Raw genomic sequence first — 21716 nt, forward strand, 5'->3', positions numbered from 1 at the left:
CGCTACAGCGCCCGAGGGTCTATATCGGCGAACGTATCGACCCAACGATGCGGTGGCCGTGGCGGATTGGGCTCACCGGGCCGGGCGAGCCCGATCGCCTGCCACCCCGCCGCGACCGCCGCATCGACCTCGTCCGGATGATCGGACAGGAACAGGATGCGCTCCCCGGCCACCCCGATCGCACTCGCGATCTTCTCGTACGACGACGGCTCCCGCTTGCCTCCCGCCGTGGACAGATCGAAATGCCCGCTGATCAGCGAGGCCAATTCGCCGCCCCGCGCGAACGCGAACCAATCCTGTTGGTTACGTACAGATCCCGACGAATACACGTACAGCGCAAGCCCATCCGCGTGCCATGCCCGCAGCGCGGGCGGCACGTCGGCGAAGAACTCCCCGTGCAGCGCACCGTTGCGGAACCCCTCCGCGCAGATCAGCCCCTGCGCCGCTTTCAGCGACTCCGCCTTGACGTCGGTATCGAGCCACTCCCGCAGGATCTCCGCGACCTCGTCGGTATCGGCGTCCGGCCGCCCAGCCTGCGCCCGCACCGCGGCAAGGATGGGTTCCGCCGCGCCCGTGCGGTTTTCGGCCAGCCAGGCCGGAAGCCGTTCCCGCGTATAGCCGTACAGGTCCTCCCGCACCGAACTGGTCGGGCTGGTGGTCCCTTCGATGTCGAGGACGACCGTGGTGATCACGAGCTGGTGAGCAATTCGTCGAGGGTCGGGAACCCTTCGCTGATCCGGTCACCGCTGAAATCGCCCACCCAGCCGTCCTCTTCCTCGAAGAACCGGATGGCGATGAAGTCGGGCCGGCTGCCCATGTCGAACCAGTGCAGCGTGCCCGCGGGCACCGAGAGCAGATCGCCGCCCTCGCAGACGACGGCCAGCACCTCGTGCCCGAGATGCAGGTAGAAGCAGCCGCGCCCGGCGGCGAAGTAGCGCACCTCGTCCTCGGCGTGCCGGTGCTCGTTGAGGAACTTCGCCCGCGCCCCCTCGGCGGTCTTCGGCCACTCCGGGTCGGCGTCGTCCGGATGGATGCGGGCGATATCGATGTGCTTGTAGCGCCCGGACTCGTTCAGCTCGGCCACCTGATCGCGGTAGTGCGCGAGCAGCTCGTCGGAGGGGACGGCCGTGGCATTGTCCACCACCGGCCAGCGGCCGAAAGTGATACCGTGCCCGGCCAATTCGGTGCCGATCACCGCGTCGTCGGTGGTCCGCACGCGCACGTCGGCCGCGTTGTCGGCGGCCATCACCTGAAGCAGGGTCATATCAGTCCAATCTCGAGAGTCTCGTCGCGCGCGCCGAAGGCGTTCAGCCGCCCGGTGCGGGACACCAGCTCGCACAGGGCCTCCAGGCATTCGGCGCGATCGCGCGCCTGGGAAATATTGTCCCCCCACGCGGTGATCCCATGGCCCGTGATGAACAGGATCGGCGGCGCGGCAGGATGTTCGGCCAGATAGCGCTCGATATCGGCGCCGATGCGCGGTACGTCCGCCCAGTTGGGGAAGACCGGGATGTCGATGACCGCGGGCTCGGTGCCGCCGAGGCCCTTGATCAGCTCGTAGTCGGTGATGCGCAGGGTGGTCACCGCGTCGGACGCGCCGACCCGGGTCGCCAGCGCGGTCGCGAACGGCGGATGGATGTGCACGACCGCCTGCGCTGACGTGGTGCGGTACGCCGCGGTGTGAATCGTGGTCTCCGCCGAGGGTTTCCGGCTGCCTGCCGTCGGCGTCGAATCCGCCACCAGGACGGTCACCATGTCGTGTTCGGTGAGTTCGCCTTTGGACAAACCACTTCCGGTGATCACCGCGGTCTCGCCGGTGCGCACCGAGATATTGCCGGCGGTGCCCGGCATCCACCCGCGCTGGTACAAGCCGCGCGCGATATCGGCAATCACCTTGCCGGGCCGGGGATCCCCCGGGGTCGATGCCGAATCGCCCGCAGCGCTGTGCACCACACCGAGCTCGGTGACTACCGCCGTCACCAAATCGCCTGGCGTCACATCGAAAGCCGGATTGAACACCTCGGTACCGTCGGGAGCCGTTGCGACACCGCCGAATCCGATCACCTCGGCGGCGGCCCGCTCCTCCACCACGATGTCGCGCCCGGTCGCCATGTTCGGATCGCGCGTCGACTCCGGCGCCACCACGATGAACGGAATGCCGTGATGCCGCGCCGCGAGCGCCAGCGCGTAGGTGCCGATCTTGTTCGCCACATCGCCGTTCACGGTCACCCGGTCCGCGCCGACCAGCACGCAATCGACCTGCCCGGTCGCCATCGCCCAGGCCGCCGCGGAATCGATGGTCAGCCGATGCGGGATGCCCGCCTCGGCCAGCTCCCAGGTGGTGAGCCGCGCGCCTTGCAGCAGTGGCCGGGTCTCGTCGACCAGGACGTTCTCGATCGCGCCACGCTCGGACAGCACCCGCAGCGCGCCGATCGCGGTGCCGAACGCACTTGTCGCGAGCCGTCCGGTGTTGCAATGGGTGAGTACCCGCAGCGGCCGGTCCGGGCAGAGGCGCTGGACCAGATCGGCGGCGTGTGTCGCGGCGGCCCGGTTCACCCGGCCGTCCTCGGCGAGCATGTCCAGGGTTTCGGCGAGCACGGCGTCCGCGCCCTCTGCGAGCTTGGTCCGCACCCGCTGCACCGCCCACGCGAGATTCACCGCGGTCGGCCGGGCGGCCGCAATGCGATCGGCGTCGGCTTGCACCCGATCCTCGTCTACCACGCCGTCCACCGTGTGCGCGGCCGTGGCGATGACCACGCCGAACGCCCCCGCGATGCCGATGGCCGGCGCGCCGCGGATGGCCAGCACCCGGATGGCGTCGATGACCGCGTCGACCGTGCCGAGCCGCAGTTCGCGGACCTCGTGCGGCAGCCCGCGCTGGTCGATGGTGACCAGCGCACCGTCGTCCCAGATCAGGGAACTGTCGTCCATCAGGCGCATCCTTTATCGCGTGGAGCCGTGTTGTGCCTGGTCAACGGTATCGGACCGGAGCGGCCCGGAGAAAGTCGGCCGAACGCCCCGGCTACCCGGCGGCGGCCTGGGCGCGCAGCTTCGCGGCCCGTTCGCGCGGGTCGTAATCCGGGCCGACCCCCTCGATCAGCAGCAGATCCCCGTCGATGTGGTCCGTGCGCAGGTGGAGGATCGCCTGGTACGCGGCGGACTGATACCACGCCCGCGCGGTGTCCAGGTCGGGGAATTCGAGCAGCACCATGCTGCCCGGCCAGTCGCCCTCCACGATCTCGGCGGGCGGTCCGTGGATGACGAAGCGGCCGTGAAACGGATCCAAGGTGTCCTGGATGCGCTCCAGGTATTCCAGGATGTCGGCGTGCGGCCTGCGGGCGCGCAGGTGGGCGAAGCCAAAGGCGGTCATCAGCGGTTCCCTTGTTCGGCGGCGTCGCCGAGGCGCGACCCCGATCCGAACGTAGGCCGCCTGCCGAGGCGGGACAATTACCTCGGAGGTAAGGGCGTATCCGCTTATTCCGCAACGAATTCCGCCTCCCGCTCCACCGCCTCGATGGTGCCGGCCGGCACGCGGATCGGGCCGGGGGAGTAGGTGATCGCGCGCAGCGTGCCGGTGTAGCGGAAGGCGCCGCGCCGTTCCCGCAGGTCCCACGCGACCGGTCCGCGGGCATCGACCCCGACGGAAATGCCGGTCCACGGCGACATCCCGACCAACTGCACCTGATCGCGGAGTTCGGCGACCCGGGTGCCGTCGACCTCGATGCCGAAATCCCAGCGCAGGCGCGGACGGACCGTCGCGGACACCGAGATCCGCCGGGTGCCCGGCGCGAGCGGGCCGGTGGACACCGAGTCGTATCTGCCGTAGCTGTTCACGCCGAAGGTCAGCCAGCCGTCTTCGAGGTAGAGCAGGTAGCCGCCGAGCGGATCACCGTGTGCGACAAGGACTCCCTCGTCGCCGGGCCGATAATTGTGCAGCTCCGCGGTGATGGTGAAGTCCCGGTAGGCGATCAGCCGCTGCGAGCGGTAGCGCTCCAACGTGGGGGTGCCCGGCAGCAGTCGCAGCGGCTCGCTGAAGCGCCGCTCCTCGGGTCGCCTGCGGGCCAGGTCCTGCCGGGTGAGTAGCGGGAAAACGGTGTTCGCCCAGGCTGATTCGTCCCAGGCGGCGGCCAGCTCGGCCGCCTTGTCCGGAAACTGCGCCGAAAGGTCGTGCAACTCGGTCGGATCGGTGCGCACGTCGAACAGCTGCCAGTTCGGCGCGTCCACGTCGGCGCCGCGTTCGTGCAGGGACAACAGCTTCCAGCCGTCGCGATAGAAGCCGCGATGCCCGGTCATCTCCGAGTACTGCTCGGTGTGCGTCGTGCGCGCCTGCGGGTCCCGCAGCAGCTCGGCCGCCGAGACACCGTCGAAGTCCTTGGCCGGCAAGCCGTTACGCACACTCGGCCGTTGTAGACCGGCCAGCTCCAGCAGGGTCGGCGCGAGATCGGTGACGTAGGCGTACTCGTGGCGAATGCCGTTGTCCTCGCCGTTGCGCGGCAAGCCCTTCGGCCACGAGACGAGCAACGGCACGCGCACCCCGCCGGCGAAGGTCTGTCCCTTGTAGAAGCGGAACGGCGTATTCGACGCCTGCCCCCACCCGCGCGGATAGTGCACGCCGAGCTGCGCGGTCCCGATCAGCTCCTCGTCGAGCGGGACGTCGCCGACCCAGTCCGGATCGTCGATGTGCGCGAATTCGGCGAAGTAGGTGCGGGTTCCCTCCGGTCCGCCCTCGGCGGTGCCGCCGTTGTCGGAGGTGAACACCACGATGGTGTTGTCGAGTTCGCCGAACTGTTCGAGGGTGTCGAGGATGCGGCCGAGGCTCTGGTCGATGCTGTCGACCATGCCCGCGTACACCTCCATGTACCGGGCGAACCGGCGCTGCTCCGCCGCGCTGAGCGAATCCCATTCCGCCGCTTCGTAACCGGGTTCGGTGTTGCGCGGCTTCTGCTCGGTGCCCGGCGGGAACAGGCCCTGCGCGAGCTGTGCGGCGAACCTGTTCTGCCGCAACTTGTCCCAGCCCTCGGCGTAGCGGCCGCGATACTTCGCCAGGTCGTCCGGCTTGGCCTGCAACGGGCCGTGCATGGCGACGTGCGCGAAGTAGAGGAAGAACGGCTTGGCCGAATCGTGCGCGCGCAGATCCTTGATGTAGGAGATCGCCTTGTCGGTCAGATCGTCGGTGAGGTAGTAGCCCTCCGGGTACTCCTCGACGTCCACCACGGAGCTGTCCGACACCAGCTGATTCGGGTAGTAGAAGGAGTTGAGGCCCTCCAGCGAGCCGTAGTAGCGATCGAAACCGCGCTGGGTCGGCCACGAATCCCGGTGCGCCGCCGGGTTCATCGTGGCGTCGCGGACCAGATGCCACTTGCCGACCGCGTAGGTCGCGTAACCGTTCGCGCGCAAGATCTCCGGCAGTGTCAGCACATCGTCGGCGAGTTCCAGGCGCAGGCCGGGATATCCGGGATCGGCATTGGCGACGAAACCGAAACCCGCACGGTGGGAGTTGATTCCGGTCAGCAGCGCGGCCCGCGACGGCGAGCACAGCGGGGTGGTGTGGTAGTTGGTCAGCCGGACACCGCGCGCCGCAAGGCGATCCAGGGTCGGCGTGTCGATTTCGGAGCCGAACGGCCCGATGTCGCTGTATCCCATGTCGTCGACCAGCACCACGATGATGTTCGGTGCGTCGGCCGGCGCGGTCGGCGGGTAGGTCCACTCGGGGGTCGAATCGGCGGTGGTGCGGCCGATGGTGCCGGCAAACGACTCGTAACCGCGCGCATGGGAGGGAACAGGCATTGTTTCAGTAAACGTCGGACGCCGCCCGGCGCACCAGCGTTCGGCGCACGGTGCGCGGAACGCGGCGCACCGGCCACAGCCGCGGCCGCCGGTTCGACAGTGAACCGGCGGCGCGCGGTGCAGATCAGTTAGTTCTGGCCCATCCGGCGCTGATCGGCGTTACGCCGATCGTCGTCCGACTGGCGCTGGTTCGGCATGCGCTGGCCGTCCGAGGGTGCGCCGGGGCGGTTCATGCCCTGGTTCTGGTTTTGATCCTGGCGCTGCTGTTGCTGCTGCCGATCCATCTGCCTCGGCATTTTCTTAGGCGTTTTCTTCGACTTTTCAGCCATCTCCACTCGGTCCTTTCCGGGGATTGTTATTCGCCTAACGACACTCACGATAGCGAGCATCTACCAATTCCGGAAGGGAAAGTGAAAAAAGGCTGTCGCATCGGCGATCCGGGTTGTTTCCGCAGGTAGAAGCGATATTAACCGGTTAAGGCTTGCGTGCTTCGATTAGAAATCTGGTCGAGTGGGCGACGAATGGACCATTTTCCTCGATCTCGTCATGCATCGACCGGAGCTTGTCCTGGTATCGGTCCACGGTGAAGTCCGGGACCATCCACGGCACCTTCCGCAGGAAGTACACGACCGCGCCGATATCGCCGAACTCGACGCGCAAGCGTTCGTAGCGCAGATCGACGATTTCCAGTCCGGCGGCGATTGCCGCGGCCCGGTCGTCATCCGGATTGCGGCGCTTACGAATTTCCTCCGGCTGCGCGCCGATGAAATACTCGACGAGTTCGAAAACACTTGCATCGCCGACATGTTGCGCCAAATAGGTGCCGGACGGCCGCAATACCCTGGCGATCTCGGACCACCACACGGTGACCGGATGCCGGCTGCTCACCAGATCAAAGGCATTGTCCCCGAAGGGCAACGGCGGTTCGTCCGGATCGGCGACCAGCGCCACGCCCAGCGGATGTAACAGCTGGGTGGCCTTGTCGATGTTCGGCGGCCACGACTCGGTCGCCACCATCAGCGGCGGCAGGTTCCCGGCGCCGGCCAGCACCTCGCCGCCGCCGGTCTGAATGTCCAGTGCCGCAGCGACTTTCCCCAGCCGCTCACCCAGCACCCGTTGATAGCCCCAGGAGGGCCGCTGCTCGCTGGCCCGCCCGTCGAGCCACCCGAAATCCCAACCGGCCACCGAGACCGCGCCGGCCTCCGCCACCAGATCCTCATAGCTGCGTCCCATGCCCCGATTGTTGCCGAGCGGTTGCCGCCGGGGCAACCGGGTTTCTACCTGGGCAGCGGCAGGAACTCGACGGACGCGCCGTCGGCGGCCTCGGCGGGGACGATGACCAGCCCGTCGCGGTCGACCAGGCCGCCGAGGTGTGCGGTGCGGATGTTCGGGTCGCCGAGCCAGCCGCCCTGCGGGGCGAAGCGGGCGGGGACGATGCGGGCGACCGGGCCGGAGATCTCGGCGGCGTTGTGCAGCGGGCCGAGCAGCGGGCGGCGGGCGACGCCGCCGGTGCGGCCCGCGACGAGGGCGGGGGCCAGCGCCATCAGGGTGGCCACCGCGGCGAACGGATTGCCGGGCAGCCCGAGAACCGTAGTGCCCGTGGTCAGTTCGGCGACGAGGGTGGAGCCGCCCGGCCGTAGTCGTAGTCGGTGCACCAGTATTCGCGCCTGCGTGCGGTCGACCGCGGCGCGCAGCTGATCGGCCGCGCCGCTGCCGGTCGCGCCGACGATCACCAGCAGGTCGCAGCCGGGCGCCTCGCCGAGCACCTCGTCGAAACCGTTCGGGGTGTCGCGCAGATGCACCCGGTCGGCGGTGTGAATCCCGTACCAGGACAGCAGATCCGGCAGGATCGGCCCGATCGAGTCGCGGGTCTGGCCCGCGTGCAGCGGGCCGTCGCTGCGGATCTCGTCGCCGGTCATCACGATCCTGGCCCGGACCGGCCCGCGCACCGGCGCCGCGGTCACCTCGACGCTCGCCGCCGCGGAGATCAACGCGGCGGTGACCGGAGTGCCTTGCGGCGCAACGAGATCCCCGGGCTGCCGGTCCTCGCCGCGGCGGCGGACGTCGTCGCGGACCGGGGTGTCCGGTAGTCGATGCAGGCGGTCATCGGCTGCCACCTCGACGAATTCGTCGCGAACCACGCTGGTGGTGCCGTCCGGCACATGCGCGCCGGTGGCGATGCGCACCGCCTCGCCGGACAGCAGCCCGACCGGGCGGTGACCGCCGGCGAAACCGATATCGCGGCGCAACCGCCACGGTCCCTCGCCCGCCACCGCGTAGCCGTCCATCGCGGAGACATCGAAGCGCGGTAGCGGCCCGACGGCGGTCAACGGCGCCGCGAGCGCCGCACCGGGCACCGAACGCAGATCGGCGGCGTAGCTGGTGAGCCGGGAGAGATTGTCGCGCAGAACTTTCCGTGCCTCGTCGAGCGCGAGCGCGGGGGCCGGTCCGGCGACCGACGCGCGGGCCAGCCGTACTTCTTCCTCGGTGTCGCAGTCGGCGATACCGGGCAGCGCGATGATCGCCGAGTCGGCCGGGATCAGCGCCTTCATCGGCTGATTGATCAGCGAATCCAGCCGATCGAGCGCGGCCAGCAGCGCGGTGCGCCGCCACACCCCGATCAGATACTGCGGCCGCCCCGACTCGTCCGCGGCGAACACCGCGTCGGCCCCGGATTCGCAGGTGTGCCTGATCAATTCGGTGATCGACCAGGGAGACAGGAACGGCAGATCGGCCGCGAGCACCACCACCAGCGGCGCCGTCGAGCCGAGGGTGTGCAGGCCGGCCCCGATCGCCGCCACCGGACCGGAGCCCGGCGGCACCTCGCGGGTCTGTTTGATCTCCGGCGCCAGCTCGGGCCGATGCGGGCCGACCACGACCGTGTGCGCGCACTTGGCGACGGCGGCCAGGGCGGCGTCGAGCATGGAGCGGCCGCCGATGACGATCGCGGGTTTGTCCACCCCGCCCATCCGGCTGGCCCGCCCACCGGCGAGCACGATCGCGTCGGCAGCGGTCACCGAGTACGGCCTCGAGCTAGGTACAACATGGCGGACATGCTAATTCGTCGCCGCCCCGAACCCGGGAGGCGGACGGCTCAGACGGTCGAGCAGTCGCGCACCGGCCGGAGCAGGCCGAACTCGTTGGTCTCCGGATCGGCCATGGCCAGGCTCGTCGCCGGGTGCTGGCCGGCGCGCTCGATCGAGGTGGCGCCGGCCGCGCGCAGCCGGTCCAGCTCGACGGACTGTTCGTCGAACGAGGCCAGATTCAGCCGCAGCAGATTGCGGCCCGACTTGACCTCGGGCGTGCGCACGAACTCCAGCCACGAGCCGAGCCCGGTCGCCGAGCGCAGCCCGGCCACCTGCTCGCCGCCGTGCGTGACCGGCCAGCCGGACGCGGCGGCCCAGAATTCGGCCAGCCGCAGCGGATCCCGGGTGTCCATCACGATGGCCGCGACCGCGCCGGTGTCCACGTACTCCTCGCGCGGCTCCAGCACACAGAACTCGTTGCCCTCGGGATCGGCGAGCACCACCCACGGCACCGCGCCCTGCCCGATGTCGACGCGGCGGGCACCGAGCGACAGCGCGCGATCCACCTGCACCCGCTGATGGTCGATCGAGCGGCTGGCAAGATCCAGGTGAATCCGGTTCTTGCCGTGCTTGGCCCGCGCGGCAGGCAGGAACGCCAGGGCGACTTCGGCGCCGTCGGGATCGGGCGCCGCCACATCTACTTCCTCGGGGCGATCGATGGTCACGCCCCAACCGAGCAGCTCGGCCCAGAAGTCCGCGATGAACCGCGGCCGGTCTGCATCGAACACGACACACGCCAGGCGGGTGGACATGGTTCAACGGTAACCGGCGCGCGGCCCGGCGGGTGCGCGTTTACGGAAACGGAAAACGCGCCGCGCGCAGGTTCACTCGCCCCTCGTTGATCGGCACGCCCTCGGTCGCGAGCAGCCGCAGCTGCCGGTCGGCCAGGTGCGCGGCCGGCTTGCCGCCCGCGCCGATCACCCGGTGCCAGGGCAGGTCGGCGGCGTCGGTGCGCATGATCCAGCCGACCGTGCGCGGGGTGGACAGTCCGGCGGCCGCGGCGATGTCGCCGTAGGTCGCCACCTTGCCGGGCGGGATCGACGCGACCAGGGCCCGGACCCGCTCGACCTGATCGTCTGTGGTCGGCACCTGGTCAGAGTACCGATCGGAGCAGCGCGGCGGTGTCGGCCGGAAGCGCTTGCGGGATCATGTGATCGCACTCCCATTCGTGCACGGTGAGGCGATCACCCAGGTGCTCGGCGAGCGCGGCGCGGAACGCCGGTGTGACGAACGGCGGCTGCACCTTCAGCGCCTGCACCAGCACCGTCGGCAGGTCCGGCGGCGGCAGCACGAACGGCCGGGCCAGCTGACCCCAGTACGAGGTGATCGCGGCCAGGCTCATCCGCCAGGCGAAGCGGCCCTGCGCGGTCGGCACCAGATGCTCGGTGAGCTCCGCGTCCAGGATCTCCGGCGCGACCTCGCCCCAGGCCGAGCCGAGCTTGTCCGCGCGCGCCCGGGCGACGGATTCGTAGTCCGGCTCGGCCAGCAGCGAATCGGCGACCTCGCCGACCAGCTCGGGCTCGAGCCCGAGCGCCGGATCCAGCAGCACCAGCTGCCGGACCAGGTCCGGGCGGCGCCGGGCGAGATATAACGCACACGCGCCGCCGAACGAGTGCCCGACCACGGTCACCGGTTCGGTGGTCTCGGCGGTGAGCAGTTCGATCAGATCGTCGACGACGGCCTCGAAGGTCCACGGCGGCAACGTGCTCGACCGCCCGTGTCCACGCAGGTCAGGTGCGATGATCCGGACGCCTGGGAGATGGTTGGCGGCCAGGTCTTCCCAGCGTTTGCCGTGGCCGGTCACGCCGTGCAGGACCAGCACCGCCGGTCCGGTGGCAGGGCCGAATCGATAGACATTCAGAGCAGACACCGGTCCATTCTGACCGGTGCGGGCACACGCTGTTGGGCGAGTCGCGCGAGGGGGCCGTCGGCGTGTCGGTCGTGTCTGTTGCAATAGCCCGCGTGGTGCGATCGGATAGCGCGGTGCGACTTGTTCGCCGGAACGTGGCGGCACCCCGGCCGCGCGGCTGGGGCGCCGACGTTCGCGCGCTGTTCGACGCCGCGGCCGCGGCGGGGCCGACGCGCCCGGGCTGGCGGCCCTGGCAGGTGCTCGGCGGACCAGGCACGGGCAAGACGGCCCTGCTCGTCGATCTCGCCGCCGAGCGCATCGCGGCGGGTGACGATCCCGAATCCGTACTGGTCCTTGCCCATTCGAAGCAGGCGGCCAGTGCCGCTCGCGACGCCATCACCGCCCGGCTGAGCTCACCCACCCCGTCGGCTTCGCCTCCTGCCGTCCCCTTGCCCGGCCCCGACGCCGAGGGCGGCGTACCCGGCGCGACCAGGGAACCGCTGGCCCGCACCCTGCACTCCTACGCCTTCTCGGTGCTGCGCAGGCACGCGACCGCGCACGGCAACCCGCCGCCGCGTTTGCTGACCGGTGCCGAGCAGGATGCGGTGCTGCGCGAAATGCTGCGCGGCGACCTGACCGACATCGCGGCGGGCGCGGACGCCCTCTGGCCGGAACGCCTGCAACCCGCGCTGGCGCTCGGCGGGTTCGCCGAACAGTTGCGCGACCTGATGCTGCGCGCCACCGAACGCGGGCTCGGGCCGGAGGATCTGGTGCACCTCGGCCGCGAGCACGGTAAACCGGAGTGGGTGGCGGCGGGCAAGTTCGCGGTGCGGTACGAGCAGACGATGCTGCTGCGCTGGTCGGTCGGGGTCGAGGCGCCGGAGGCGACCGCGCCCGCGCTCGATGCCGCCGAGCTGATCGGCGCCGCGCTGGACGCGCTGGCCGGCGACGCTGAGCTGCTCGCCGCCGAACGGGCGCGGATTCGGTACCTGCTGGTCGATGACGCGCAGCATCTCGATCCGCAGGCCGCGATCCTGGTCCGGGCGATCGGGCACAGCGCGCACACCACGGTGATCGCCGGTGATCCCGATCAGGGAATCTTCGCCTTCCGCGGCGCGGACGCCCGGTTCGTCGCCGACCTGCCCGCGCCGGACGGGCAGCGAATCGTGTTGCGGGACAACCACCGAGCCGGTGGTCCGGTGCAGTTGGCGGTCGCGCGGGTCGCGGCCAAGTTGCCGGGCAGTGCGCCGCAACGCTTTTCGTTGCCGAAGCGGGCCGATCAACCGGTGGATGACGGCACCGAGGTCCGGGTGCGGGTGCTCGCCACACCGGCCAAGGAGGCGGCGCTCATTGCCGATCACTTGCGGCGGGCGCATTTGACCGGGGGAGTGCCGTGGTCGCGGATGGCGGTGATCGTTCGTTCGGTGCCGCTGTCGTTGCCGCCGCTGCGGCGGGCGCTGCTGGCGGCGGGGGTGCCGGTGCAGCAGCCCGCGCTGGATACGCCGTTGGCGCGGCGGCGGGGTGCGGCCTGGATGCTGCTGTCGCTGCGGGCGCTGCTTGCCGGGGAGAAGGGGGCGGCGTTCGAGCCGGAGGACGCGCTGGACCTGCTCGCGGGTCCGCTCGGCGGTGCGGATCAGATCACGCTGCGGCGGTTGCGGCGTGGTGTGCGGCGCAGCGTGCTGGAGTCCGAGCGGAGTCGGGCGCGGTCGGGCCGGGAGGTTCCGGAGAGCGAATATTCCGAGCGGGCGGCGGATGAGCCCGCTCGGGCGATCGAGAGCTCGGAACGGAGTTCGGGGCTGCCCGAGCCGTCCATCGGGAATCTCGAGCGGGCGGCCGATGACGCCGATTGGTATGGCGTGGAGCCGGAATGGACGCCGGAGGACTCGGAGTGGCGGGGTAGCGAGGCCGAGCAGAGCAGCGAGACCGATGCGGCTGCCGAAGAGAGCGGCGACTCGGCCGATATTGCCGGCGCTGCGGGGAAGACCGCCGCAGTCGGCTCCGAACCGGGTGCGGCCGATGCCGAGAAGCCCACTGAGAGTTCCGAAGAGAGCGGCGAGTCCGTCGAACTGCTGCACGGCATCGATCAATCCTCCGCGGAGGTGCTGCGGGATCTGCTGATCGGGGCCGGGGATCCGCGCATCCTGGATCGGCTGACCGATGTCGAAGCGGCGCCCCTGCGCCGAGTACTCGACGCGTTGGAACGGGCCCGCAAGGCGCGGCGACGCGGAGCGGGTCTGGAGGACGTGCTGTGGGCGCTGTGGACCGCGTCGCGACTGGAGCGGCGCTGGGTCGGGCAGTCCGAACGTGGTGGTGCGGTGGGTATGCAGGCCGATCGCGACCTCGACGCGGCCGTCGGATTGTTCGACGCCGCCGCGGGTTACGTGGACCGACTGCCGCGCGCGAGCATCGAAGGCTTCGTGGAATACCTGACGCAACAGGAGATTCCGAACGGTTCGGGGCCGCGCACCGCGCCCAAGGAAGCGGTCGCGCTGCTGAGCGCGCACGCGGCCGCGGGCCGGGAGTGGGACGTCGTCGCGGTCGCCGCTGTGCAGGAAGGGATTTGGCCGAACCCGCGGGCGCGCGGCACGCTGCTGAACACCGAGGACCTGGTGGACCTGACCGCCGGCGTCATCGACGGCGGCGAACAGGTGAGCCGCGCCGCGCCGATCCTCGCGGAGGAGCGCAGGCTGCTGCTGGTCGCGTGCAGTCGCGCTCGGCGTTCGCTGCTGGTCACCGCGGTGGAATCCGTTTCGGGAGAACGGGATCTGGTGCCCTCGCGCTTCCTCGCCGAGCTGCTCGGGCACGACGAGGACGGCGAACCCGGCGCCTTGCCGATCGCCGATCCGGGTCGCGCGCTCGTGATGCATTCGCTGGTGGCCGAATTGCGCGGCGCCGTCTGCGATCCCGAGTCCGACCCGGACCGCAGGCAGCGCGCCGCGCATCAGCTGGCCCGGCTGGCCCGGGCCGGCGTGCCCGGCACGCATCCCGACGACTGGTACGGCACCGCGGAATTGAGCTCGCAGCGGACGCTGTGGGAGGAGGACGACAGCGCGGTCGGCCTCTCGCCGTCCACCGTGGAGCTGCTGCGCACCTGCCCGCTGCGCTGGGCGCTGGAACGGCACGGCGGGACCGACGGCGACAACCCGCACGCGGTCAAGGGCAACCTGGTGCACACATTGGTGCAGGCGCTGGCCGGGCAGGTGCCCGAGGCGCAAGTGCGGGCCGCGCTCGACAAGGCCTGGCAGTCGGTCGATCCCGGGTCCGGCTGGCATTCCCGGCAGGAACTGCGCCGCACCGAGGCCATGCTGGAGACGTTCATGTCGTGGGTGCGCAACACCCGCGGCGAACTCACCCAGGCCGGCGTCGAGGTCCCGGTCGACTGCGTGCTGCCGCCGCGCACGGAAGACGAACGGGCCGTGCGGATCCGCGGCCGGGTGGACCGGCTGGAGCGGGACGCGCTGGGCCGCTTCGTGATCGTGGACGTGAAGACCGGCAAGTCACCGGTGACCAAGCAGGCGGCGGTCGATCACGCGCAGCTGGCGACGTATCAGGTGGCGGCGGCGATGGGTGCGCTCGACTCGGCCACCGAGGAGGCGCGCGAATCCGGTTCCGCCGACGGTGAATCGGACGAATCAGGTCCTGTCCAAGGCCGATTGGTCGCGCCGGGCGACGATCGGCCGGACGCGGACGAGCCGGTCACGGATGACGATGAACCCGGCGAACCGGAAGACGACGGATCGGGCTCAGACGCCGGCTGGTCGGACGCAGGCGAACAGGACCCGGGCGCAAGTGAACTCGGCGAGCCCGGCGGCGCTCGCCTGGTGTACGTCGCCAAGCCGAGCACCAAAGAGGGCGCCACCCAGCGCATGCAACCGCCGCTCGACCCCGAAGCCCTCGACAAGTGGCGCAACACCATTCACGACGCGGCCGCCGCCACCCAGGGCCCCAGCTACCTCGCCATGCGCAACGACGGCTGCCGCCACTGCCCGGTCTCCGGCAGCTGCCCCGTCCAGGACACCGGCAGGCAGGTGACCGACGAGTGAGCGACAAGCGTTTCCGCGTGCCGCTGCCGATCTGCGGACCCGAATGCCTGTGCTGCGGAGTCATTCCCGAGCGGGCGATCGATGGCGCGGCGCATTCGTCGATCGGCCGGCACCGTGCGGTTCGTGCGCGACCGAAGCCGCCGGGCAAGCCCGCGTCCGGCGCCGACGAGGCACAACCGTGACCGTCGCCCGGGTGACCCCGCATCAGCTGGCCGAGGCGCTCGGCCTGCCGCCGCCGACCGGCGAACAGGCGGCGGTGATCGCCGCACCGCCCGGCCCGACGCTGGTCGTCGCGGGTGCGGGGGCGGGCAAGACCGAGACGATGGCCGCCCGCGTGGTGTGGATGGTGGCCAATCGGCTGGTGCTGCCCGACGAGGTGCTCGGGCTGACCTTCACCCGAAAAGCCGCACAGCAGTTGACCGCTCGCATCCGCACCCGGCTGGCCCGGCTGGCCGGCGCGCCGCTGCTGCGGGACCTCGACCCGTCCGGTCAGCTGCGGGCCCAGCTCTCCGGCGCGGAACCGGAGATCAGCACCTACCACTCGTACGCGGGCAGGCTGCTCACCGAGCACGGCCTGCTGCTGCCCGTGGAACCCTCGGCGACGCTGCTCACCCAGACCCAGCTCTGGCAGCTCGCACACCAGGTGGTGCGCACCTGGGACGGCGACCTGGACACCGACCGCACCCCGGTCTCGGTCACCGAGGCGATCCTCGCCCTGTCCGGCCAGCTCGCCGAGCATCTGGTCGAGCCCGAACAGCTGGCCGAGGCGCACACCGACCTGGAAAAGCTGGTGCACACCCTGCCGCCCGGCCCACGCCAGCGCGGCGGGCCGAGCCAGACCCTGCTCGGCATCCTCCAGGTCCAGCGCGAACGCATCGCCCTGCTCCCGCTCGTGCAGCAACTGGCCGACGCGTTACGCCGCCGTGGCGCTTTGGATTTCGGCGCGCAGATGTCCCTGGCCGCGCGCCTGGCCGCGGAACACCCCGAGGTCGCCGCCGCCGAACGCAATCGCTTCCGCCTCGTCCTGCTCGACGAGTACCAGGACACCGGCCACGCGCAACGTGTCCTGCTGGCCGCGCTGTTCGGCGGTGCGCCCGAGGCCGATTCGGTTCCCCGCGCCGAATCGGCGTCAGCACAGCCCCCGAGTGGCGAGCAGGCGGATCGTGGACAGCCGACGGAGGCTGTCCCGACGGCCCGCGCGCAGGAGCCCCGGTACGTACGACCGGCGAACGAGGAGTCCGGGCGGCAGCGATCGGGCAGGCAGCGGACAGCCAAGCCCGCGAATGCCGATGCGGGGGAAGCTGAATCGCGTAGCCATCAACGATTGGCGGTGACCGCCGTCGGCGATCCGATGCAATCGATCTACGGCTGGCGAGGCGCGTCCGCCGCGAACCTGCCGCGCTTCGCCACCGACTTCCCCACCGCGCCCGGCGTTCCCGCGCCGACGCTGCCGCTGCTGACCAGCTGGCGCAATCCGCCCGAGGCCCTGGCGCTGGCGAACCTGGTCGCGGACCCGTTGCGCCGCAAGGCCGTCGAGGGCGGCGGCGTGACGGTCGACGCCTTGCGCGCGAAACCGAACGCGGGACCGGGCGTGGTCGCGCTGGCACTGACCGAGACCGTCGCCGAGGAACGCGACTGGCTGGCCATCCGGATCGCCGAGGAATGGGCGGCCCGCCGCGCCGCAGGCGAGCCGCCACCGACCTCCGCCGTACTGGTCCGCCGCAACGCCGACGCGTCGCCGCTCGCGGAAGCCCTACGCGCGCAAGGGTTACCGGTCGAAATCGTCGGACTCGGCGGCCTGCTGGCCACGCCCGAGGTCGCCGATATCGTCGCCACCCTGCGCCTGATCGCCGAACCGGGCTCGGGCAGCGCGGCGATGCGCGTGCTCACCGGCGCCCGCTGGCGCATCGGCGTCGCCGATATCGCCGCGCTGGCCCGTCGCGCCCGCACCCTGTCGATCAGCCGCTTCACCAGCGGCGACGCGCCGGAGATCACCGACGGAAGCACGCTGGCCGCGGCGCTGCGCGAGGTGGCCCCGGAGCCGGCCGAACAGGCGGGCCTGGCCGACGCGATCGCCGATCCCGGTCCGCGCGACCAGTATTCGGAGTCGGGCTTCGCCCGCATCGAGGCACTCAGCAGAGAGCTGGCCGCCTTGCGCGAACGCAGCGGCCAGCTACTGGCCGAACTGGTCGCGGACGTGGAGCGCACCATCGGTGTCGGCGTCGAAACCCAGGCCCGTCGCGCCATGTCGGGCACCGGCGCCGGCCGCGAACACCTGGACGCCTTCGCCGAGGTGGTCGCCGGATACGCCGCCGACTCCGGTGCGGCGCTGAGCGGGCTGCTGTCCTTCCTGGCCGCCGCCGAATCGGTCGAAAACGGTTTGGAGCCGGGCGAAGTCGAGGTCGCCAAGGACCGGGTGCAGGTGCTGACCGTGCACGCGGCGAAGGGCCTGGAGTGGGAGATCGTCGCGGTGCCGCACGTGGTGCGCGGCGTGTTCCCGTCCGGCACCGCGTCGGGCACCTGGCTCGGCGCGCTCGCCGAACTCCCGACGAAGCTGCGCGGCGACCGGCAACAGGACGATTCGACCGAGGGCGTCCCCGTCCTCGACCTCACCGACCTGTACGACCGCTCCGACCTGGAACGCGCGATCAAGTCGCACAAGGAGGCATTGGAGCGCCGCCGCATCGACGAAGAACGTCGCCTCTTCTATGTCGCGCTCACCAGAACCGAACGCGTACTGCTCGTTTCGTCGCACCACTGGGCCGAAACCGGAACCTCCCCCAAGGGGCCCTCCGACTTCCTGCTCGAACTGAAGCAGGCCAGCGAAGCCGCCGACAGCCCCGCCAACGGCGTCGTCGACATCGCCCGCTGGGACGACCCGCCGGAGCACGACGCGGTGAACCCGTTCACCGACAACCCGGCCACCGCTGAATGGCCCCGCGACCCCCTCGGCAACCGCCGCGACCCCATCGAGCAGGGGGCCGCGCTGGTCCGCGCCGCGCTGGCCGAACTCCGCGCTCAGCCGTCCGCCCCGCGAGACGCAAAGACGGCGCAGACGAAAGAACAGCCGACACCGGTCCTCGAACCCGAAGGCCTCTTCGACGAGGCCTTCGCCTTCGAACCGCCGGTCGAATCCTTCGAGCCGCCGGACGACGACTTCGAGCCACCAGCCGAATTCGATGACCTGCCACCGGATCCCATGGACTCCGCAGCTTACGATCCCACGCCCCCCAGCTCCCCCACCTTCAGCGACATCCCACCCGACCCCATGCACGAGTTCATCTCCGACGAAGACATCGCCTTCGCCGCAGCGGAATTCGCCGACCTAGAGCCGCTCACCCCACCCGTCGACCCTGACGACCCGGACGGCTGGGCCGCCGACGTAGACGCGCTACTCGCCGAATTCGAATCCGAGCAGGCCGCCGCCGAGGAGGTCGAACTCCCCGGCCAGATCGCCGCGACCGCGCTGGTCGAGATGCGCGCCGATCCGGCGAAACTCGCCGCGCGCCTGCGCCGTCCGCTGCCGTTCCCGCCGAGCCCGCTGGCCCGCCGCGGCACCGCGTTCCACGCCTGGGTGCAGCGCTGGTTCGGTTCGACCCGGCTGCTCGGCCTCGACGAACTCCCCGGCGCGGCCGACACCACCGCCGCGGACGCGAGCGTGGACGACGAACTGACCGCGATGCAGAACGCGTTCCTCAATTCCTCCTGGGCCAACCGCAGCCCGCTCGACGTGGAGGTCCCGTTCGAAACATCGTTGGCGGGCACCGTGATTCGCGGCCGGATGGACGCGGTGTTCGCCGAGCCGGGCGGCGGCTGGATCGTGGTCGACTGGAAGACCGGCGCCGAGCCGACCCCCGCGGAAGAGCCCGCGGTCGCCATGCAGCTGGCCGTCTACCGGCTGGCCTGGGCCAGGCTGATGGCGTCCAGGGAGGGCAGGCCCGAGCAGGAGATGCTCGAACGCATCGGCGCCGCCTTCCATTACGTGCGCACCGGGCGCACCATCGCCCCCGCCGACCTGGCCGGACCGGCCGAACTGGCCGAACTCATCCGGAATTCCGCGCCAGCCGGCTCACCTTCCGCGCCTGCCTGATCATCGGGATCTGCAACGGCAGCCGCAACACGGTGCCGATCTTGAACAGCGGCGAGGCCTTCTTGTTGCCGAGTACATCGGCCGTCATCTGCAGGTTCGCCGGGAAGACCGCGAGGAACAGCAGCACGGCCAGCCGGCCGCCGAGGCCGCGGGTCCGCGGAATCACCAGCGCCGTGGCGACCCCGAGTTCGGCGACGCCGGAGGCATAGGTGTAGTTCCGCGGCTCGCCCGGGAGCGCCTTGGGCACCATCTTGTCGAAGGGCTTCGGCATGACGAAATGCAGCACCCCCATGGGGAACAACAGGGCGGCGAGGACCAGGGCGGGCCTGCGCGCGGAGGTGCGATCGGGGGCGAGTGCGTTTTCTGCCATGAGGCACCTTTGCATTCATCGGGTGTTCGCGTCGAGGCCGGGCGGTATCGCGGGCACCGGGTAGGCTCCCGTGCTGTGCCGGAGGGACAAGCAGTGCCGGAGACATCCGACGCGAGGTATAGCAGGGCGGGTGCGTCTCATGTTCGGTGATCGCGCGCGCTCGCTGGGGCTGTCGAATCGCCCGCATTTCGCGCTGGTCGGGGTGCTGCGCATTCCGGAAGTGCAGACCAGCCCGTGGATTTCGCTCTCGCGCCGGGTGCTGTTCGCGGTCGGGTTGCTGTTCGCCGCGGCCCTGGTGGTCTACATCGGCAGGGACGGCTACCACGACAACGCGGGTGACCCGCTCGGGTTCCTGGACGCGTTCTATTACGCGACGGTGTCGCTGTCCACCACCGGTTACGGCGATATCGCCCCGGTGACGGCCGAGGCGCGGCTGGTGAACATCGTCATCATCACCCCGCTGCGCATCCTCTTCCTCATCGTTCTCGTCGGTACCACGCTCGGCGTGCTGACGGAACGGTCCCGGCAGGCGTTCAAGATTCAGCGATGGAGGCACAGCGTGCGCAATCACACCGTGGTCGTCGGTTACGGCACGAAGGGGCGCACCGCGATCGACGCCATGCTCGGCGACAACGTGCAGCCCGCCGACATCGTGGTGGTGGACACCGACATGGTCGCGCTGGAGGCCGCCGCGAACTCGGGCCTGGTGACGGTGCACGGTTCGGCGACCCAGTCCGACGTGCAGCGGCTGGCCGGAGTGCAGAACGCGTCCTCGGTGGTGGTCGCGACCAACCGGGACGACACCGCGGTGCTGGTCACCCTGACCGCCCGCGAGCTGACCAAGAGCGCCAAGATCGTGGTCTCGATCCGCGAGGCGGAGAACACCCACCTGGTCCGTCAGTCCGGCGCCGACTCGGTGGTGGTGTCCTCGGAGACGGCGGGCCGGCTGCTCGGCATCGCGACGACCACGCCGTCCGTGGTCGAGATGATGGAAGATCTGCTCACCCCCGAAGAGGGCTTCGCGATCGCCGAGCGCGAGGTGGAGTCCGCGGAGATCGGCGGCTCGCCGCGGCATCTGGGCGACATCGTGCTCGGCGTGGTGCGCAGCGGCGTGCTGGCCCGGGTCGGCGAGCCCGAGGTGGATTCGCTCGAGGCGGGGGACAAGCTGCTCTACATCCGCCGCGCGGCCAAGTAAGGCCGCGTGCGGGGACCCGGACGGCCGGCGCGATAGTCTCGATGGGTGCCGGTCTTTCAGCTCAATGGTGTTCCCCTGCTGTCCCGTTCCGTGCTCGATCGCGCCGAGGAGACGCGGGGCGACGCCCAGGCCTTACAAGAGGGCTGGAGCGAGGCGAAGCTGCTCCGGGTGAACGCCCGCGGCCAGGTCAGATTCGAAGAAGGCGCGCTCGTGCTGGACAAGGCGATCGAGTTGTCGCCCGAGCCGAGCCCCGAGGCGGTGTTCCTCGGGATCGACGGCGGCGTGCACCTGTGGGCCGTGCGTGACCGGGACATCCAGGGCTCGCTGACCGATCTGCGCGGCATGTCGAACACGGTCGACGATCTCACCGCCGGCGTGCTCTCCACCGCGGTCGCGCTGCTGAACTGGCACGACAAGGCCGGATTCAACAGCGCCGACGGAACGGCGACCACGTCGAGCAAGGCCGGCTGGTCGCGCACGACCGAGGGCGGTTACGAAGAGTTCCCGCGGATCGACCCCGCGGTCATCTGCCTGATCCACGACGGCGGCGATCGGGTGCTGCTGGCCCGCCAGCACAGCTGGCCGGAGACGTTGTTCTCGCTGCTCGCCGGGTTCGTCGAGGCGGGCGAGTCGCTGGAGCGCTGCGTCGAGCGCGAGGTGAAGGAAGAGGTCGGCGTCGATGTCCAGGACATCAGCTACCTCGGCAGCCAGCCCTGGCCGTTCCCGCGCTCGCTGATGCTCGGGTTCTCCGCGCTCGGCGATCCGGCGCAGCCGCTGGTCTTCTCCGACGGCGAGATCGCCGAGGCGCACTGGTTCACCCGTGCGGAGGTGCGCGAGGCGTTGTCCGCCGGCGACTGGTCGGCGCAGGGGACGGGCGCACGGTTGCTGCTGCCGGGTTCGATCTCGATCGCCCGCACCATCATGGAATCCTGGGCCGCGCTCGACTGAGCGCAGGAAAAATCAGCGCGGGCCGGTGCGGCCCGCGCGGATTCGGTCGGTGCTCAGGCCAGTGCGGCGAGGGCCTGCTTGACGGCGACCAGCGTCGGATTGGTCGCGGTGGAGCCGTCGGCGAACTTCACGGTCGGCACCACATGGTTGCCGCCGTTCACGCTGCCGACGAACTCGGCCGATGCCGGATCTTGCTCGATGTCGATCTCGATATAGCTGATACCGGACTCGTCCAGCTGCTTCTTCAGCCGGCGGCAGTAGCCGCACCAGGTGGTCGAGTACATCGTCAGGTCGGGCGTTGCGTCAGTCACGGATTGTGCAACGTCGATCAGGCCGTGGGTGTTCCAG

Annotated in this window: 18 protein-coding genes; 5 read left to right on the forward strand and 13 right to left on the reverse strand. The window is 70.4% G+C overall.

Features of this window, described 5'->3' with window-relative positions; genetic code table 11:
- Nucleotides 1-2: 2 nt before the first annotated feature.
- The 11 genes from mtnC to F3087_RS15020 form a co-directional block, all read right to left on the reverse strand.
- Nucleotides 3-692 carry an acireductone synthase gene (gene mtnC, locus F3087_RS14970; RefSeq protein ID WP_150402504.1) on the reverse strand — a complete coding sequence of 230 codons (690 nt, stop codon included), beginning with the start codon at nucleotides 690-692 and terminating at the stop codon, nucleotides 3-5.
- Nucleotides 689-1264 carry a 1,2-dihydroxy-3-keto-5-methylthiopentene dioxygenase gene (locus F3087_RS14975; protein WP_150402505.1) on the reverse strand — a complete coding sequence of 192 codons (576 nt, stop codon included), beginning with the start codon at nucleotides 1262-1264 and terminating at the stop codon, nucleotides 689-691. The genes mtnC and F3087_RS14975 overlap by 4 nt, the downstream gene beginning before the upstream one ends.
- Nucleotides 1261-2931: an S-methyl-5-thioribose-1-phosphate isomerase gene (mtnA, locus tag F3087_RS14980; RefSeq protein ID WP_150402506.1), complete on the reverse strand. Its 1671-nt coding sequence runs from the start codon at nucleotides 2929-2931 to the stop codon at nucleotides 1261-1263. Before mtnA ends, F3087_RS14975 begins: the two co-directional genes overlap by 4 nt.
- Before the next feature lie 91 nt (nucleotides 2932-3022).
- Nucleotides 3023-3370, reverse strand: coding sequence for a DUF1330 domain-containing protein (locus tag F3087_RS14985; protein WP_150402507.1), 348 nt, complete (start codon nucleotides 3368-3370; stop codon nucleotides 3023-3025).
- A gap of 104 nt (nucleotides 3371-3474) precedes the next feature.
- Complete coding sequence (locus F3087_RS14990; protein WP_150402508.1) at nucleotides 3475-5787, reverse strand: arylsulfatase; 2313 nt, start codon at nucleotides 5785-5787, stop codon at nucleotides 3475-3477.
- A 128-nt stretch (nucleotides 5788-5915) separates the two neighbouring features.
- Nucleotides 5916-6116, reverse strand: a complete 201-nt coding sequence (locus F3087_RS14995) for a hypothetical protein (RefSeq protein WP_150402509.1) — start codon at nucleotides 6114-6116, stop codon at nucleotides 5916-5918.
- 145 nt (nucleotides 6117-6261) lie between these two features.
- Entirely contained in the window at nucleotides 6262-7020 is a 759-nt protein-coding gene (locus F3087_RS15000; RefSeq protein ID WP_150402510.1) for a class I SAM-dependent methyltransferase, read from the reverse strand.
- A 44-nt stretch (nucleotides 7021-7064) separates the two neighbouring features.
- On the reverse strand, nucleotides 7065-8804 hold the full coding sequence (locus F3087_RS15005) for an NTP transferase domain-containing protein (RefSeq protein ID WP_150402511.1): 1740 nt from the start codon (nucleotides 8802-8804) through the stop codon (nucleotides 7065-7067).
- Nucleotides 8805-8881: 77 nt separating this feature from the next.
- A complete protein-coding gene (locus tag F3087_RS15010) occupies nucleotides 8882-9625 on the reverse strand; it encodes a VOC family protein (protein ID WP_150402512.1) in 744 nt (247 codons plus the stop codon).
- A gap of 40 nt (nucleotides 9626-9665) precedes the next feature.
- Entirely contained in the window at nucleotides 9666-9962 is a 297-nt protein-coding gene (locus F3087_RS15015; protein ID WP_150402513.1) for an MGMT family protein, read from the reverse strand.
- A gap of 4 nt (nucleotides 9963-9966) precedes the next feature.
- Nucleotides 9967-10743: an alpha/beta fold hydrolase gene (locus F3087_RS15020; RefSeq protein ID WP_150402514.1), complete on the reverse strand. Its 777-nt coding sequence runs from the start codon at nucleotides 10741-10743 to the stop codon at nucleotides 9967-9969.
- A 113-nt stretch (nucleotides 10744-10856) separates the two neighbouring features.
- Here F3087_RS15020 and F3087_RS15025 point away from each other — a divergent pair, with 113 nt between their 5' ends.
- From F3087_RS15025 to F3087_RS15035, 3 genes are read left to right on the forward strand one after another with little or no spacing between them, the layout of a single operon-like run.
- Complete coding sequence (locus F3087_RS15025) at nucleotides 10857-14765, forward strand: ATP-dependent helicase (RefSeq protein WP_191093960.1); 3909 nt, start codon at nucleotides 10857-10859, stop codon at nucleotides 14763-14765.
- Entirely contained in the window at nucleotides 14762-14947 is a 186-nt protein-coding gene (locus F3087_RS15030; protein WP_150402515.1) for a hypothetical protein, read from the forward strand. The genes F3087_RS15025 and F3087_RS15030 overlap by 4 nt, the downstream gene beginning before the upstream one ends.
- Nucleotides 14944-18855, forward strand: coding sequence for a UvrD-helicase domain-containing protein (locus tag F3087_RS15035; RefSeq protein ID WP_150402516.1), 3912 nt, complete (start codon nucleotides 14944-14946; stop codon nucleotides 18853-18855). The genes F3087_RS15030 and F3087_RS15035 overlap by 4 nt, the downstream gene beginning before the upstream one ends.
- Here F3087_RS15035 and F3087_RS15040 read toward each other — a convergent pair.
- Nucleotides 18809-19225, reverse strand: coding sequence for a DoxX family protein (locus F3087_RS15040; RefSeq protein WP_150402517.1), 417 nt, complete (start codon nucleotides 19223-19225; stop codon nucleotides 18809-18811). The two genes, F3087_RS15035 and F3087_RS15040, sit on opposite strands and share 47 nt — an antisense overlap.
- A 139-nt stretch (nucleotides 19226-19364) precedes the next feature.
- On the opposite strand from F3087_RS15040, the gene F3087_RS15045 reads away from it, so the two are divergent.
- Both F3087_RS15045 and nudC read left to right on the forward strand, forming a co-directional pair.
- Nucleotides 19365-20420, forward strand: coding sequence for a potassium channel family protein (locus F3087_RS15045; RefSeq protein WP_150402518.1), 1056 nt, complete (start codon nucleotides 19365-19367; stop codon nucleotides 20418-20420).
- A 45-nt stretch (nucleotides 20421-20465) separates the two neighbouring features.
- Nucleotides 20466-21368, forward strand: a complete 903-nt coding sequence (gene nudC / locus F3087_RS15050; RefSeq protein ID WP_150402519.1) for an NAD(+) diphosphatase — start codon at nucleotides 20466-20468, stop codon at nucleotides 21366-21368.
- Between the two features lie 53 nt (nucleotides 21369-21421).
- On the opposite strand, the gene F3087_RS15055 is transcribed toward nudC, so the two are convergent.
- Nucleotides 21422-21652, reverse strand: a complete 231-nt coding sequence (locus F3087_RS15055; protein ID WP_150402880.1) for a mycoredoxin — start codon at nucleotides 21650-21652, stop codon at nucleotides 21422-21424.
- Nucleotides 21653-21716: the final 64 nt, after the last annotated feature.

It is taken from the genome of Nocardia colli (assembly GCF_008704205.1).
GTDB classification, from domain to species: domain Bacteria; phylum Actinomycetota; class Actinomycetes; order Mycobacteriales; family Mycobacteriaceae; genus Nocardia; species Nocardia colli.

Excerpts from the sequence above, each read along its gene's own strand:
- F3087_RS14975 (WP_150402505.1), bottom strand. The coding sequence starts at position 1,264 with ATGACCCTGCTTCAGGTGATGGCCGCCGACAACGCGGCCGACGTGCGC.
- mtnA (WP_150402506.1), bottom strand. The coding sequence starts at position 2,931 with ATGGACGACAGTTCCCTGATCTGGGACGACGGTGCGCTGGTCACCATC.
- F3087_RS14985 (WP_150402507.1), bottom strand. The coding sequence starts at position 3,370 with ATGACCGCCTTTGGCTTCGCCCACCTGCGCGCCCGCAGGCCGCACGCC.
- F3087_RS14990 (WP_150402508.1), bottom strand. The coding sequence starts at position 5,787 with ATGCCTGTTCCCTCCCATGCGCGCGGTTACGAGTCGTTTGCCGGCACC.
- F3087_RS14995 (WP_150402509.1), bottom strand. The coding sequence starts at position 6,116 with ATGGCTGAAAAGTCGAAGAAAACGCCTAAGAAAATGCCGAGGCAGATG.
- F3087_RS15000 (WP_150402510.1), bottom strand. The coding sequence starts at position 7,020 with ATGGGACGCAGCTATGAGGATCTGGTGGCGGAGGCCGGCGCGGTCTCG.
- F3087_RS15010 (WP_150402512.1), bottom strand. The coding sequence starts at position 9,625 with ATGTCCACCCGCCTGGCGTGTGTCGTGTTCGATGCAGACCGGCCGCGG.
- F3087_RS15040 (WP_150402517.1), bottom strand. The coding sequence starts at position 19,225 with ATGGCAGAAAACGCACTCGCCCCCGATCGCACCTCCGCGCGCAGGCCC.
- F3087_RS15045 (WP_150402518.1), top strand. The coding sequence starts at position 19,365 with ATGTTCGGTGATCGCGCGCGCTCGCTGGGGCTGTCGAATCGCCCGCAT.
- F3087_RS15055 (WP_150402880.1), bottom strand. The coding sequence starts at position 21,652 with ATGTACTCGACCACCTGGTGCGGCTACTGCCGCCGGCTGAAGAAGCAG.